Here is a 15,427-nt window from a genome sequence, read left to right on the forward strand (position 1 = left end):
TGTTCCTACCGCCGGTTCGGTGGAGGGAACAATCAAGTTCCAGCACGGTTCGATGCTGGCGACGGACGGCTCAAGCGGAGAAGGTCATGAACGAATATACGGCGGCAGATCCGGACGGTCTCGACAGCCACCAGCCGACCGGCATCACCCGATGGCTGTTTTCGACCAACCACAAGGACATCGGCACACTCTATCTGGTCTTCGCTTTCATCGCGGGGGTGATCGGCATGCTCTTGTCGGTGAGCATGCGAATCGAGCTGCAGCAACCCGGGATCCAGTTTTTCCCCGGACTGGCGTCGATGATCTACGGTTACCAGGGCGACGCGGCGATCGACGCCGGCAAGCAGCTTTACAACGTCTTCACCACGGCCCACGCGCTGATCATGATCTTCTACACTGTGATGCCCGCCCTGATCGGCGGCTTCGCCAACTGGATGGTTCCGATCATGATCGGCGCCCCCGACATGGCCTTCCCGCGCATGAACAACATCTCGTTCTGGCTGCTCCCGCCGGCATTGATGTTGCTTTTATTGTCGATCTTCATGCCCAGCGTCCCCGGCGGCTATGGCCCTGGGACCGGCTGGTTCCTGTACCCGCCGCTGTCGACCTCCGGCCATCCCGGTCCCGCCGTGGATCTGGTCATCCTGTCTCTGCACATTGCGGGCGCCTCCTCGATCCTGGGAGCCATCAACTTCATCACCACCATCTTCAACATGCGCGCGCCGGGGATGACCCTGCACAAGATGCCCCTGTTTGTGTGGTCGATCCTCATCACCGCCTTCCTGCTGCTGCTGGCTCTGCCGGTGCTGGCCGGCGCCATCACCATGCTCCTGACCGATCGCAATTTCGGAACCACGTTCTTCGCGCCGGACGGCGGAGGCGACCCGCTGCTGTACCAGCATCTCTTCTGGTTCTTCGGCCACCCGGAAGTCTACATCATGATCCTGCCGGCGTTCGGCATCGTCAGCCAGGTGATCTCGACCTTCTCGCGAAAGCCGATCTTCGGGTATCTCGGGATGGTCTACGCAATCGTGGCGATCGGGGTGATCGGCTTCGTCGTCTGGGCCCACCATATGTACACCAGCGGGATAGGCCTCGACACGCAGCGCTACTTCACCTTCGCCACGATGGTGATCGCAGTGCCGACCGGGATAAAAGTGTTCTCCTGGATTGCAACCATGTGGGGCGGTTCGGTCAGCCTGCGGACGCCGATGCTCTGGGCCCTCGGCTTCATATTCCTGTTCACCGTAGGCGGGGTGACGGGCGTTCAACTCGCAAATGCCGGCCTCGACCGTGAACTGCACGACACATACTTCGTCGTCGCGCATTTCCACTACATACTTTCACTGGGAGCGATCTTCGGCATCTTCGCGGGCTGGTATTACTGGTTTCCGAAAATGACGGGATATCTCTACAACCCGCTTCTGGCTGGGGTCCATTTCTGGACGACCTTCGTCGGCGTGAACCTCGTCTTCTTCCCCCATCACTTCCTTGGATTGGCGGGCATGCCGCGTCGCTATGTCGACTATCCCGACGCATTCGCCGGCTGGAACATGGTGTCCTCGTATGGATCGTACCTGTCGGCCGCGAGTGTCGTGATTTTCCTCTTCGGCATCTTGGAAGCTTTCTACCGGCAAAGAGCCGCCGGCATGAACCCATGGGGGCCAGGAGCTACCACATTGGAGTGGGAGCTGACCTCTCCACCCCCTTTCCATCAATGGGACAGGCTGCCGCAAATCAGATGAGGCCGGGTTGTCGAACTCCTTTGCGCAAGCCAGCCCGGTTCGCCGCTGAGGCGAACTTCAGCCTGCTGGTGGCAGACGTTGGCTGCAGCTGAGAACCGGATCGCTATCTGAAGCTGATTAACAGCACAGCGAACAAGCTTGCGAGCGCGACTGCCCAGCAGAATAACCAATTGGCGATCAGAAGAAGCGATTTGAGCACGGTGGCATGGCAGTAATCTTCGATGATCGATTGCATTCCAAGCCGCATGTGAACGCAGCTTACGAGAATGAAGCCAATAAGGGCTGGCGCGACATAGATCGATCCTACGACGCTGAGGACGGCGTCTCGAGGCTCACCGACCAGCATTATAACGACCGCGACGATGTAAATGACAAGGATCAACAGGGCAGCAGATGTCAGCCGCTCCAGCATGAACGTTTCGGTTCCGTGTTTCGCCGATCCAAGGCCCCGCACTCGAGCTAGCGGAGTTCTGATTGAGGGTCTGTCAGCCATGGCGTTTCCCCAAAACTACTTGGTTGCCTTGCGCGCAACTCAAGCTGTTGCTGTTTCGATGCCCGGGCCGTCGGTGCCGACGGATAGTGGGCAAGCACGGTCTCCAGTCGAACAAGGCGGGCTTTGTGGGCGTTCAGTTCGTATCCTGAACGCCATCCAATTTGCCTGGGTCTGCCATCTCTGCATAGCTCGCTTTCAAGCAGCGAGATACGAAGGCGGACCGCGTCGATCTCCTTGACGAGCGCGGCCTTCACCGATTTTCGACTCTGCATGGCTGTAGTTCCGGTGCAAGGATGGTTCCAAACCTGACGCGTCTGGAAATGTTCCCGGGTGCCGAAGGCGTGCTGAAGATTAATGCCTCAGTGCTGGACCCGCACAATGGGTCGCCATGAGCTAAAGCCGGGCACTAGCTCAACGGGCGCGATGTGCCCGGCGAATGCTTGTGAAAACGAGCGAATGCCTGGCCCGCCTCGTCCCGAGAGATAAGTAGCCCTCAGAACAGCGACCGCACGTGGCCGAGATGACCAGAGGGTGTTCTTGGGCCAACATATGTTAACGGCCACTTTTGTTTCTCTCTCCTGCAAAAATATTTGGGCTGAAAGAGCCGGGAACTAACCGATCCTCCGGATGTTGCGGAGTTAGTCAGGAGAAACGGACTATGTCGGACAAAGAAATTCATCGGGGCGCCTCGCGTTTTCGCCCTATCCGCGTCGTGGACGCCCGCGTGTTTCGCGGGCCGCACCTCTATAGTATGACGCCAATGGTCCAGATTCGGATCGACCTCGGAGCCCTTGAGGCGTTCCCGACAGACAAACTGCCCGGGTTTTCCGAACAAATCGTCCGACTGTTGCCCGGCCTTGCGGGCCATGGCTGCAGCTATGGCGCCGCCGGCGGCTTCGTCCGCCGCATGCAGGAAGGAACCTGGCTCGGCCACGTCGTCGAGCATGTCGCCCTGGAACTGCAGAGCATGCTCGGTCACCGGGTGACACGAGGAAAGACACGGTCGGTCAAAGGCAGTCCCGGCACTTATAACGTCATGTTCGCCTACAAGGATGAGCTTGTCGGGCTGCTCGCCGGACGCGTCGCGCTCGAACTGGTGGACAGCCTGCTGCCGGCCAATCTGCATGGTGTCGAGGGGCTCGGCGACATTGCGGAAACGCAGGGGCCATTCGAGTTCGCAGCCAGGCTGCAGCAGCTCAAGCGTCTGGCCGCCGAGCGTGCCTTGGGGCCTACGACTGCTTCCTTGGTGCGCGAGGCCGAGAGGCGGGGCATACCCGCCGCGCGGATCGACGACAGCAGCCTCGTGCTGTTTGGTCACGGAAAGCATCAGAAGCGGATCCGCGCCAGTTGCAGCGACCTCACTTCCGAGATTGCGACCGAGATCGCCTCGGACAAGGACCTGACCAAATTCCTGCTGCAACAGGCCGGCCTGCCGGTGCCACGCGGGGAGCTGGTGCGATCGGCGCAGGACGCAGTCGCGGCGGCAGCACGGCTGGGCTACCCCGTGGTCACCAAACCACTCGATGGCAATCATGGAAGCGGCGTCAACATCGGTCTGGCAACAGAAGACGAGGTCCGCTGGGGCTTCGAACAGGCGCGAGAACACAGCCGTAGCGTTATAGTCGAGCAGCATTTCGTCGGCTCGGACCACAGGATCCTGGTGATCGGCGGAAAGGTGGTGGCGCTCGCCGAGAGGGTTCCGGCCCATGTGGTCGGCGATGGCCGGAGTTCTGTCGCCGAGCTCGTCGAGGAGACGAACCGCGACCCACGAAGGGGAGAGGGCCATTCCTCGGTATTGACCCGCATCGAGATCGACGAATGTGTCGAGCATTTCCTGTCAAAATCGCAGCTCACCCTGGCGAGCGTTCCAGCGCCGGGTCAAATGGTGCTCTTGCGGCCCACCGCCAATCTCTCCACCGGTGGGACCGCGATCGACCGAACGGAAGAAATCCATCCCGAAAACGCGCTGATCGCCAGGCGGGCGGCACAGATCGTCGGCCTCGACATTGCCGGGATCGACTTCGTCTGTCCCGACATCTCACGGCCGGTGAGCGAAACCGGCGGCGGCATCATAGAGGTGAATGCCGGTCCTGGCTTTCGCATGCATCTCGAACCCTCGTCGGGGCGCGCCCGCAACGTCGCACGGCCCGTGCTCGATCTTCTCTTCAAAGGCGGCAAGGACGGCCGGATTCCGATCTTCGCGATCACCGGGACCAACGGCAAGTCGACCACTGCCAGAATGCTGGCGCACATCCTGCAGGCGAATGGCGCAACCGTCGGGCTCACCTCGACCACCGGCGTGTACCTGAACGGCGAACGAATCATCACAGGCGATTGCTCAGGCCCGCAGAGCGCCAGGATCGTGCTGCGCGAGCCGGGTGTCGATGTCGCGGTGCTGGAATGTGCACGCGGCGGCATCCTGCGCGAAGGGCTTGCCTTCGATGCATGCGATGTTGGCGCGGTGCTGAACGTCCACGGCGATCATCTCGGGCTGAGGGGCATCGACACAATCGAGGACCTGGCGGAGGTGAAATCGGTCGTGGTCGAGTCCGTCCGCCGCGGCGGATGGAGCATTCTCAATGCCGACGACGTCCATACGTCCGCAATGTCGCGCGATGCCGGCGGCAGGATCTGCTACTTCTCGCTGGCGAGCAGGAGCGAGTGGCCCGGTTTCTTGCGCAGCCACCTGGCGGAAGGCGGCCGCGCCGTGACGCGGGAGCCCAGCAGCGACGGCTGGGACATTTTCATCCACGAGGATGGGGAATCGATGTTCTTGATGAGCGTCGACGAAATTCCCGCGACCTTCGAGGGTTCGGCCGAATTCAACGTTGCCAACAGCCTGGCAGCCGTCGCCATGGCGCATTGCCACGACGTTCCGGCGGCAACGATCCGGGCGGCGCTGGCCGAGTTTGGCACCTCGTTCGAGCAATCTCCCGGTCGCCTCAACGTCTTCGACGGACATGGTTTCCGCACCATCGTCGACTATGCGCACAATCCGGAGGGGCTGAAGGCGCTCGGAAAGCTCGTTTCCCACATGAGGCGCGGCTATCAGCGCACGATCGGCCTGGTCGCCATACCGGGCGACCGCCGCGATTGCGACATACGCGAGATGGGCGCGATCGCTTCGCGGATATTCGACGTCATCGTCTTCAAGGAGGATGAGCAGGAGCTGCGCGGCCGAGCCCCCGGAGCGATCGCCGGCTTGCTGCGGGAAGGTGCCTTGAACGCCGGCTGCGCCCCAGGCCGCATTCACGCCGTCTGTCCCGAGAAGGAGGCCGTCGACGTGTGTCTCAGGCTTGCACGGGAAAACGACCTTGTCGTGCTGACCGTCGACGACGTTGAAGCCGTGTGGCGGCAGGTAACCGGCTTCGGAGGCGCGACGCCTTCGAGGGGAGGGCCCGATCAGACCCATATTCGCCATCTGAGGGCTGGCTGATGTGGTCGCTGATCCTGCACGGCGGCGCCAAGGAGATCGATCCGCAAGAGGAGGAGGCGCATCGCAACGGATGCATCGAGGCACTCGAGGCAGGTCGGGCCGTCCTGGCCGGCGGCGGAACGGCGGTCGATGCCGTGGAAGCGGCCGGTCGCATCCTCGAGGCGGACCCGACGTTCAATGCGGGATATGGAAGTGCCCTCAATTCGGACGGCGAGGTCGAGATGTGCGCTGGCCTGATGGAGGGCAGGGACTTCAATGTGGGTGCCGTCGCAGTGATCAAGGGCGTGCGCCATCCAATCAGTGTCGCGAAGGCAATGCTGCATGAGGAGCCGATCCTGCTGGCGTCGGAGGGGGCCCGGCGTTTCGCCGCCGACAAGCAGCTGGAGCTTTGCGATCCGGCGGATTTGATCACGCCGCAGCAGCGCGACGCCTCCAGCAAGTCGGAGGCGAAGGATACGATCGGTGTGGTTGCCCTGGATCAGTACGGGGACATCGCCGTGGGCACTTCGACCGGCGGACTGGACGGCAGTGCTCCGGGTCGTGTGGGGGATTCTCCGCAACCCGGTTGCGGCTACTATGCCGACAACCGGTTGGGAGCCGTCGCCTTCTCGGGAGACGGTGAGCATATTGCGCGAAAGGCTCTCGCGGCCCGTGTCATGCAGTCACTCTCGGCGCGGCAGGCATTGTCCTCGGGACAGGCTGAAGGCGGCCTGGAGCAGGTGCTGAATCCCGCGCTCAAGGAAGTCGAGGCGATCGGCGGCGAAGCCGGAGCCATCGTGCTTACCGCGACCGGCGTGTCTGGATGGGCGCATAACAGCAGGGAGTTCGCAGTCGCTTTCATGACCAGCGAGGACAACCACCCGCACGTTTTCCTGCGCAAGAAAGACGTGGGCAAATGACCGACAAGAAGAAAAAACGATCCTCGAACGGTAAAGCTGGAACGCTCGTCATCATCGGCGGCCACGAGGACCATGATGGCGATCGTGTCATCTTGAAGGAGGTAGCGAGCCTGGTTCCGAACGGCCGCCTGGTGCTTGCCACCATCGCGTCTCATGAGCCGGATGGCTATCTCGAGAAGTATCAGAGGTCCTTCGGTGAGCTGGGCATCAAGGATGTCATCGAACTCTACGTCAACGACCGCCTCGAGGCAGCTCATGAAAAGAAAATAAGTGCGCTCGCAAACGTGAGCGCGGTGTTCTTCTCCGGCGGCGACCAACTCCGGATCACCAGCCAGATCGGCGACACGCCCATCGACGAGCGGGTGCACGAAATCTATGAAGCCGGCGGCGTCATTGCCGGCACCTCCGCGGGCGCGTCGGTCATGAGCGACACGATGATGGTGAAGGGGCCGAACGCAGCCTCCTTTCGGATCGGCCACATTCGGATGGCGCCGGGACTGGGCCTGCTGCCGAATGTAATTATCGACCAGCACTTTGCGGAACGGGGCCGCATTGGGCGGCTCATCGGGGCGGTGTCGCAGAACCCGCGCGTCCTCGGCATCGGCATCGATGAAGACACCGCGATCGTGGTGAAGGGCGAGATGTTCAAGGTCATCGGCAGCGGCGCTGTCTATCTGGTCGATGCAGCCGGCGTGACGCATTCCAACATCGCGGAAGGTGAGCCTGATGCCGCCCTTTCCATCCATGATCTTAGGGTTCACGTGCTGAGCTCAGGCGACGGGTTCGATCTCGCGCTGCGACGGCCGGTAGGGCTTCCGTAAGACTTCGCCACACTCAAGCTGATGGTGCGGCGCGGTCCGCGTACCGCGAAAACCGCATATATGAAGCAGTTCTCCTATTTGAAGTCGCCCAACCAGAATTGTCGCATTGTTGCGGGTCCGGCAGGATTACAGACGGCCTCTCGTCGGCTCCAATCCCGCTAAGCTGAAGACCTTCGCTCGCCCGGCGTTCTGTCGGGCTAACCCCGCCGGCGACTGGCCTGAATGGCAGCAAAGGTTACCGGACGAAACCCCCATGCGTCGACGCCGACATCATGCTGGCGCGTCATCGGCTTCAGACGACCGTGCGAATGACCGTGCAGGTTTACCGACCTCTTGCCGATCTGGTTCCAGGTGCGAAAAGGATAGTGGCACAGAACCAGCAAGCTGCCCTCGACAAGAAGCTCCATGTAGTGGTGCACGCTCGCCCAGGCCGGGTCGCCAATGGTGGCGGCGCCATCATTGTTGCCAATTATCAGGTGCTTGGACCCGTTAAGAGACGACAGCAGTGAAGACACGGTCTCGGCTGGACCCTTGGCGAAATCGCCGAGGTGCCAGACCTCGTCGTTCGGGCCAACCGTTTCGTTCCAAAACGCAACCAGCGCCTGGTCATGATCGACCAACGAGGCGAAGGGACGCCGGTCGAGGCGCAGAATGCGCGGATCGTTGAAATGCGTATCGGAAGTGAAGAAGATCATGCGCCGCGGCCGGCTGCGACGCGCGACCGGCGATCGCGTCTAACTGCCGGAGCGCTCTTCGGCTTCATCATCGATCCCGATCGGGGCTTCCCTAAGCATCTTGAGTGCCTCTTCCTTCGTAAGGCCGCACTTGCGCGCGAAGTAGAGCGCCTCGATCGCCTTTTCGCGATCCGCCGTGGATTTTGCGTGCTGTTTGGGCTTTTTGCCCATCGTTCTCTGCCACCTTCCGAGGCCACCAAACCATCACAGTGCCGCGTTGTTCCCGTGCATCGGCTGACCTGCCGGACTGCGCGAATGCCGATGTCGCCGGCATCCCGCGAGCCCCGGACAGCGCGTATATCAGCCGGCTCGCGACAACGGCGGAGCGACTCCAACCCCGACAGCGTGAATTCAAACGAAAGCCCGCGCCGTGGGAGGGGCCGGCGCGGGCGATCGGGCTACCGATCTTGCAGCGCGGGGGTCGACCGCTGCATGGCTCGAACTGTGCAAGCGAGCATTTGTTCCGGGCCGCATGCAAAGCATCGGCGTTTCATTGCAATTCTGGGGGACACAACCAGCATTTCGCTTCAGTCCGCCGCCGATGTGGGAGGATGAATACCGCCTTGCGCTAATTCGTCCGCCCTGGACACGAAACCAACCGCGCATTGAGCGCGTAGCTTCGGCGATTTAAAAACACCTGCACTGGAATATTTCCGGGCGCATGGAACATCTCCGGCCGCTGATGTTTAGGCCGGAATGACGATGATCTCTGTTCTTACAATGATTTACTCTCTCGCCATCTTTATCGGCGCGAAGCGGCGCAACCTCTTGGTGAATGCGAAACTCGATAGAGTTTTGCGCAATATGGCTGGCGCAGAACTGAATCAACGTGGCCAGTAAACCGCAACACCGCCGGTTCCAGTTCACAGCCAGTGTCCTCGCGGCCGCTACCTCGGTTCGGGTGGCAAGCGGCTCGGCAGGACTGCAAGGGCCGCCCCCTCTGGGCTGGCTGGTGCGTGGTCGATCCGATTTCGTCGATGAGGGCGGAGCACGATGCTCCCGCAGTGCGCCGTGCTGGCTCGAATTGCGGGGCCGCGTCCACGATCCGCTCACGGGGCACGCACCTTTAGGTCCGGCCCACGCGAGTGGCTTCGGAGGACCTATCCATGAACGATGATGATCCTATAAATTCGCTCGCCAATGCAATTCGTCATCGCAGCGCAATTTTGTTTGTGGGGGCGGGGGTATCGATCAGCGTCGGACTTCCGTCTTGGGAGAAGCTCATCGAGCGAATGGCAAAGGAGCTCGGCGTCGACGATGAATTTTCCACGCGACGCGATCGTTTTCAGACCTTGGCCGAATACTATCGGATCAAGCATGGCAGCATCGGACCACTTCGCAGTTGGATGGACAGAAACTGGTCTGTCGCCAAGGAACGGATCGAGAAATCGGAATTGCACCGTCTCATCGTGACGCTCGATTTTCCCGTCATCTATACGACGAACTATGACCGGAACCTGGAACTCGCTTTTGAAATCCACGGTCGAGAGTACGTGAAAGTGGCCAACGCACGGCACGTTGCGCAGGCCCGTCGAGGCATAACGCACATCGTGAAATTTCACGGCGACTTTGACGAGGACTCTTCCCTTGTCCTCACCGAAACCGACTATCTTGACCGCCTGTCCTTCAATTCTCCCCTTGATGTCCGCTTTCGCTCCGACGCTCTCGGCAGCACGATCCTGTTCATTGGCTATAGCCTCTCCGATCCAAACATCCGGCTGCTGTTGCACCGGCTTTGGCAAACCTGGCACCGGTCTGGATATGAGAAAGATCGTCCCCCTTCGTTCATCTTCATGCCCAGCCGCAACCCTGTGGAGGAGGCCGTGCTTGGGCGCTGGGGTATTTCGGTGCTCGTTGGCGCAGGTGATGATCCTGAAGCCGGTCTGACGGATTTCCTCAGGCGTTTGGTGGAAGCGGTCGCGGTGACCTGAGGCGCGCTCCCCAGTGGACCGTGGTTGGGTTTTCGCAGGTGCGCGGTGACCGACGAACCGGGCGGTGGCCGACAGGCGCCAGATCGGCGACTGTTGGAGCCACGACTTCCACAATCAATCCCGCAGCGATCATCTTGGCGTGAAGTCGATCTCCGGCGTCAATTGCCGGCAATATGCACAAACCAAGTCAATCGTCGTTTGCACATCATCCAAGCAAACAACTTCGGACGGGGTATGCATGTAACGCAAAGGCACGGAGAGCACCCCACTTGCGACGCCGCCGCGGTTCTGCTGCATGACACGCGCGTCGGTAGGGCTTGAGCTGCCCACCGCCTGAAACTGATAAGGCAGGCCCTCTTTCTCGGCCACCGACTTCAGCAGATTGAACACCACCGGGTTGGTGTTCGCGCCTTGAGTGATTGCCGGCCCTTTCCCAAGGTCCAGTTTGCCCTGATCCTCGGCGCGAGCGCGCGGATAGTCCATCGCCACGCCCATATCGATTGCGAGGCCGGTTCGAGGCGCGATATTGAACGCCGAGGTCATCGCGCCTCGGGAACCGATTTCCTCTTGAACCGTACCCAGGATATAGAGCCCCACGCCGGGGTGAACGCCTCCCTCCTCAGAGAGGCAGCGCAGCACCTCGGCGCCGATGAGGAGGCCGACCTTGTTGTCGAACGCTCGTCCGACAGCAAGGTTGCCCTGGAGCGCTGCAAACTCGCCATGGATAGTCACCGCGCTGCCGACCTCTACGACCTTCAACGCTTCCTCTCGCGAACTCGCGCCGATATCGATCCACAGTTCCATCAGCGAGGGTGTTTGAGACGTGTCAGAGGCTTTGAAGGTCTGGATTGCTTTGCGACCCACGACCCCCAGGATCGGCTCTTTGCCGTGCACCCAGACACGCTGGCCGATTTCAGTGGCAACGTCCGTTCCACCTATGGTGCTGAAGAACAGAAAACCGTCATCGTCGATGTAGTGGACGATGAAGCCGACCTCATCCATGTGCCCGGCATACATGAAGCGCATAGACGCCTCAGGATTGATGATCGCTGTGACATTGCCCATGACGTCCGTCGTCAACCTGTGGGCATACGGACGAACATACTCGCGGAAAAGCTCCGCTACAGGTTGCTCAAAGCCGCTCGGCGACGGGGTCGCCACAATTTTCTTCAAGAACTTGAGTGATTCATCGCGCATGAAGCTGACTTTCACAGTTCATGGGTGGAGGGCCATTCGAGCATGGTCATACTCGTCGGGCTTCGCGCCAATTTTGGCCTTCTTCGGTGCGATCGCCCGCGAATTGGTCAGCCCAAGGCAGGTTGTGGAGCCAGGCTTCGCGCCGGGGGGTCCAAAGCTCGTATGCCGGGAGAAGGTCGTTTGGCGCATCATCGAGAGTGCCGATCATGATCTCGGCTTCGTCGTCGCGGAGGTTCACCACGCGCGACCCGCATGCCGGACAAAAACCTCTGCCGTTGAATGCAACAAGCTCGCCCTTGCACTGGTAAGCCGACCGCGGCCACACGGCAAAGGCACTGTAGGTGCTGCCGCTGGTTCTCTTGCAATCCTGGCAATGACACAAGCCAACGCGCAACGGCGCGCCGGTGACAACATACCTCACAGACCCGCAAAGACAGCCGCCGGTCCGCTCTATCTTTTCAACCTTGCCGTTCATGGTCGCCGGAGCCATGAGTGAGGGAAGCGTGTTGGACTCGGCTCTGCCGTTTGCATCCGAGGCGTCAAGTTAATCGGCAATGTCTTCAACAAGGCCCAACTCCAAAGCTCTGGCTGCCATCAGGTAGCAGTTGGTCAAGGCATGGTCGCGCAGCTCTTCCAGCGATGTTCGAGAACCTTGGACGAGATCGGCGAACCCTTCATTCTCGAGTCGCTCTGCCGTTTCCAACAGCGCAAGTTGTTCGCGAACGATCTGAAGACAGCTTCGAATTGGTCCATTCAGAACCAAGTCTTTCTCAAGCCTTCTTTCATGAATCAGCAGGACTGCTTGCGGGCAAAGGAACCTGCAGGCTTTCGGGAAAGCGGCAAGGACCGTTACCCCGGCAGAGTAAACCGTATTCTTGCCAATGATGTAGCCGTTGCGGCCCGAGTGTTTCAGAAAAAGCTTGAACTCTAGAGCTAGACGTCGCGCGCCGTCGGCGTCGCCTCCGGGCGTGTCGATTTCAACGTAGAGATCGTCTTCCCCGGAACGCACGGCTTTCAAATCGTCCAAGGCTTTGGTGACGACAGTGTCATCAATCAAGCCGTGTATACGCAAGTTTGGATCGAACAAAAGCCGGTGAAGGTCTGGAGCGGGCGGCGGGGAGACGGTGTGTTCGGCTGACTGGGGCAACAGATCCATATAGACATCCTCACTATGGGGGCCGAACTTAGTTGGTACCCTTTTGTTCCCTTGAGGGAGTTCGAGCGGCGGTGATCACGACCGCGTCTCTCTGCGGCTGTTGAGCTCCCTCTTGCATTGCAGATCGTTTTCGCACCAGGCCCGGTAGAGGCACCTCAGCCGCTGGGTTGGCTCCATGGGCATATCGGGCATTTGCCGGAGCTGACGCAGTCGCTTTGCTGACTTCTGCCACGTCCGGGACCAGTCCTGTGGACGGTTGAACTCGACGGCCTCAATGGTTCCCGGCTGCTGCCTTCCGGACCCCCGCGGTCGGGCTGTTTTTCCTGGCCGTGCCATTTTTCCGGGGGGCTGAAACAAACAGCTTTGTTGGCAGTTCTAGCGTCCGGAGCACCGGCTCCGCGCGGCGCGGCCGAGCGGCCGGGGCTGTCCGGCAGGAGGTCCAGCAATGTCTCACGATATGCAAAGACGATTTGCAACGCGCTTGATCGCGGTTGCGCTGATGCTCTCGGCCAGTGGCGTGGCGCCTGTCCTGGCCCAGGATACCCCGACCGACTTCACGGCGATCATTCAGCAGAAATTGCCGGCCGTGGTCGCGATCACGACCCGGGAGGTTGTCCAGGAACAGACGACGGCGGGCGACTTTACAAGTCCGTTCGACGGCCAGGGCCTCGGACCCGTTCAGCCACAGGTGAGGGAGGCGCTTGGCTCCGGATTTGTGATCAGTCCCGACGGCTACATCGTCACCAACAACCATGTCGTTGCCGATGCGACAGAGATCCATGTCGTATTTTCCGACAAGGAAACGGCGCCGGCGCAATTGGTCGGCCGTGACCCCGCCACCGATATAGCGGTGCTGAAGGTCGACCCGCGGCCCAACATGACCACGACCAAATGGGGTGACTCGGATGCAATGCAGCCGGGCGCATGGACAATCGCGATCGGCAGTCCCTTCGGACTCGGAGGGACAGTCACTGTCGGCGTTCTGTCGGCCCGCTCGCGAGACATTCAAGCCGGGCCGTACGACGATTTTCTCCAGACGGACGCGTCGATCAATCGAGGCAACTCGGGCGGTCCGCTGTTCAACGCACGTGGCGAGGTGATCGGCGTCAACACCGCCATTGTCTCGCCGTCGGGCGGCAGCATCGGGATCGGATTTGCGGTGCCATCGCGCACCGCCCAGAGCATCGCCGACCAGTTGATTAGAACCGGCCGGATCGAGCGTGGCTTCATCGGGGTCCGCCTGCAGGACATCACGCCGTCGCTGGCTGAGGCCCTCGGGATGAAGGATGACAAGGGCGCGCTGGTTGCTTCGGTCGAGCCCGGCAGCCCGGCGGAGAAAGCCGGCTTGAAGCCGGGTGACGTGATCACCCGGTTCAACGGCAAGGGCATTGAGGGTGTCCATGACCTCACGCTTGCGACGGCTAGCCAGAAGCCTGGCAGCAAGGCCACTCTGACACGGAGTAACGGCGGCAAGGACCAGGAGATCGCGCTTGTCATCGGTGAGCGCAAGGATGCGGAGGTGAAGACCGGCGCTGTTCCCGACAAGAGGTCGGCGGCCGAAGGCCTCGGCCTATCGCTCAGCCAGATTCCGGATCAGGCGCGTCAGCAGCTCGGCATCAAATCAGGAACGACCGGCGTCTTCGTCGTGGAAGTGGTTCCCGATGGCCTTGCCGCCCGGAGCGGATTGCAGCCGGGCGATGTCATCATATCGGCCAACAATCGCCGCGTGACGGAGCCTTCGGACATCGTCGAGGAGTGGGCGAACTCTCGCCGGCAGAGCAAGCCCATCCTGTTTCGGCTGGAAAGGCAGGGGCAGTCCGTGTTGGTGGCGGTCGCCGGGAAATGACCGTCTCCAGGACGACCATGTGACTGCACCACGATCCGCTTGCGGATCCCGCTCCAAGGGTGTCGGACCCCAGGTGCACCGGGGAAGCATCGCCGCAGAAAGTCTGCGGGATGCGCTCATTGGGCCGGGTGCGCAACGCGCACTGATTCTGCAGCGCCAGAGCTCTTTTGAGCTCATCGTGCTCGAAGGCGCTCGCCATCCTCAGGCAGTTTCGCGCCTTGCCGTAAGCCGTGCCTGGAGAAGGACGACGACGAGCAAAAACAGCCCGCGGATCACCGACTGCCAGTAGGCTGACAGCGAAATCCAACCCATGCCGTTTTCGAAGTTCAGGACGTTGAAAAGGATCCCGAGCAACAGCACGCCGGCCAGCGTGGTCAACACCGAGCCCGAGCCGCCGGTCAGCAGCGTCCCGCCCACGACCACGGCTGCGATGGCAAACAGCTCCCAGCCGACGCCCTCGATCGGCTGGCCTGCGCCGAACTGAGAAGCGAGGACGACGCCGGCGAGCCCGGCCAGGCACCCGCTTGCGACATAGACGAGAAATTTGACGCGGTCAGTGCGCAGCCCCATCAGCCGCGAGGCATCCTCGCCACCGCCGATGGCCAGCACCGTCCGTCCCGTGCTGGTGTAGTTCAGGACCACTGAGCCGACGGCATAGGCAACCAGGGCGATGACTGCCGGAATCGGGAAAATCCAGAAATTCCCTTGGCCGATGGCGGTGAAACCCGAATCGTAAGACACCGAAACCGTCTGGTTGCCGGCCAGAAGCAGCGCCGAGCCGCTTGCGGCCAGCATGGTGGCAAGCGTGGCGATGAATGGCATCAGGTTGCCGCGTGTAACCAGGAGCGCGTTGATCAGCCCGGCTGCCAGGCCGGCGCCAACGCCCGCTGCAAGGCCTGCCACGATGCCGTGCGGGCTCGCCAGGGCTGACGCGACGCTGCCCAAGGCTGCGACGGAGCCGACGGACAGGTCTATGCCGCCGGTCATGATCACGAAGCACATGCCGAGCGCGACGAGCGCGAACATCGAGTTGTAGCGCAGAACGCTCATCACGTTGAAGAGGCCGAGGAAGCGGTCGTAGCGCAGGAATCCGAATAGGACGAGGGCTGCAAGCGCGATGACGACACCGTAAGTGCCGATGATGCGAACCAGTCTGGCGCTGTTCATGG

Annotated in this window: 13 protein-coding genes; 6 read left to right on the forward strand and 7 right to left on the reverse strand. The window is 61.2% G+C overall.

Going from position 1 to position 15,427, the window contains the following annotated elements; all coding sequences use genetic code 11:
• Positions 1–86 precede the first annotated feature (86 nt).
• The gene (gene ctaD / locus NKI05_RS12610) at positions 87–1,745 is read left to right on the forward strand and encodes a cytochrome c oxidase subunit I (protein ID WP_023693467.1); all 1,659 of its coding nucleotides are present in this window, start codon (positions 87–89) and stop codon (positions 1,743–1,745) included.
• A gap of 103 nt (positions 1,746–1,848) precedes the next feature.
• On the opposite strand, the gene sdhD is transcribed toward ctaD, so the two are convergent.
• Positions 1,849–2,238 carry a succinate dehydrogenase, hydrophobic membrane anchor protein gene (gene sdhD / locus NKI05_RS12615; RefSeq protein WP_027050929.1) on the reverse strand — a complete coding sequence of 130 codons (390 nt, stop codon included), beginning with the start codon at positions 2,236–2,238 and terminating at the stop codon, positions 1,849–1,851.
• A gap of 658 nt (positions 2,239–2,896) precedes the next feature.
• On the opposite strand from sdhD, the gene cphA reads away from it, so the two are divergent.
• Genes cphA through NKI05_RS12630 form a run of 3 tightly spaced genes read left to right on the forward strand, consistent with a single transcriptional unit; the run spans position 2,897 to position 7,394 of the window.
• Positions 2,897–5,674 carry a cyanophycin synthetase gene (gene cphA, locus NKI05_RS12620; protein ID WP_050586853.1) on the forward strand — a complete coding sequence of 926 codons (2,778 nt, stop codon included), beginning with the start codon at positions 2,897–2,899 and terminating at the stop codon, positions 5,672–5,674.
• On the forward strand, positions 5,674–6,573 hold the full coding sequence (locus tag NKI05_RS12625; protein ID WP_023682456.1) for an isoaspartyl peptidase/L-asparaginase family protein: 900 nt from the start codon (positions 5,674–5,676) through the stop codon (positions 6,571–6,573). Before cphA ends, NKI05_RS12625 begins: the two co-directional genes overlap by 1 nt.
• Positions 6,570–7,394 carry a cyanophycinase gene (locus NKI05_RS12630; protein ID WP_023682457.1) on the forward strand — a complete coding sequence of 275 codons (825 nt, stop codon included), beginning with the start codon at positions 6,570–6,572 and terminating at the stop codon, positions 7,392–7,394. The genes NKI05_RS12625 and NKI05_RS12630 overlap by 4 nt, the downstream gene beginning before the upstream one ends.
• Positions 7,395–7,591: 197 nt before the next feature.
• Here the strand turns inward: NKI05_RS12630 and NKI05_RS12635 are convergent, their stop codons facing one another.
• Both NKI05_RS12635 and NKI05_RS12640 read right to left on the reverse strand, forming a co-directional pair.
• Positions 7,592–8,089 (reverse strand): hydrolase, encoded by a 498-nt coding sequence (locus tag NKI05_RS12635; RefSeq protein WP_023682458.1) that lies wholly within the window; start codon positions 8,087–8,089, stop codon positions 7,592–7,594.
• A gap of 39 nt (positions 8,090–8,128) precedes the next feature.
• A complete protein-coding gene (locus NKI05_RS12640) occupies positions 8,129–8,299 on the reverse strand; it encodes a hypothetical protein (RefSeq protein WP_023672674.1) in 171 nt (56 codons plus the stop codon).
• Between the two features lie 935 nt (positions 8,300–9,234).
• On the opposite strand from NKI05_RS12640, the gene NKI05_RS12645 reads away from it, so the two are divergent.
• Entirely contained in the window at positions 9,235–10,059 is an 825-nt protein-coding gene (locus NKI05_RS12645) for an SIR2 family NAD-dependent protein deacylase (RefSeq protein ID WP_023682459.1), read from the forward strand.
• Between the two features lie 129 nt (positions 10,060–10,188).
• On the opposite strand, the gene NKI05_RS12650 is transcribed toward NKI05_RS12645, so the two are convergent.
• From NKI05_RS12650 to NKI05_RS12660, 3 genes are all read right to left on the reverse strand, one after another.
• Positions 10,189–11,256, reverse strand: coding sequence for a M42 family metallopeptidase (locus NKI05_RS12650; RefSeq protein ID WP_023682460.1), 1,068 nt, complete (start codon positions 11,254–11,256; stop codon positions 10,189–10,191).
• A 46-nt stretch (positions 11,257–11,302) separates the two neighbouring features.
• Positions 11,303–11,731 (reverse strand): GFA family protein, encoded by a 429-nt coding sequence (locus NKI05_RS12655; protein ID WP_050485925.1) that lies wholly within the window; start codon positions 11,729–11,731, stop codon positions 11,303–11,305.
• A 69-nt stretch (positions 11,732–11,800) separates the two neighbouring features.
• Positions 11,801–12,412, reverse strand: coding sequence for an ATP-dependent Clp protease proteolytic subunit (locus NKI05_RS12660; protein WP_023682462.1), 612 nt, complete (start codon positions 12,410–12,412; stop codon positions 11,801–11,803).
• Positions 12,413–12,857: 445 nt separating this feature from the next.
• Between NKI05_RS12660 and NKI05_RS12665 the strand changes: the two genes are divergently transcribed.
• A complete protein-coding gene (locus NKI05_RS12665; protein ID WP_352792406.1) occupies positions 12,858–14,258 on the forward strand; it encodes a Do family serine endopeptidase in 1,401 nt (466 codons plus the stop codon).
• A 201-nt stretch (positions 14,259–14,459) separates the two neighbouring features.
• Here the strand turns inward: NKI05_RS12665 and NKI05_RS12670 are convergent, their stop codons facing one another.
• Positions 14,460–15,425 (reverse strand): ABC transporter permease, encoded by a 966-nt coding sequence (locus NKI05_RS12670; RefSeq protein ID WP_023672667.1) that lies wholly within the window; start codon positions 15,423–15,425, stop codon positions 14,460–14,462.
• Positions 15,426–15,427 lie beyond the last annotated feature (2 nt).

This window comes from Mesorhizobium sp. M0771 (assembly GCF_040320155.1).
Taxonomy (GTDB): Bacteria; Pseudomonadota; Alphaproteobacteria; order Rhizobiales; family Rhizobiaceae; genus Mesorhizobium.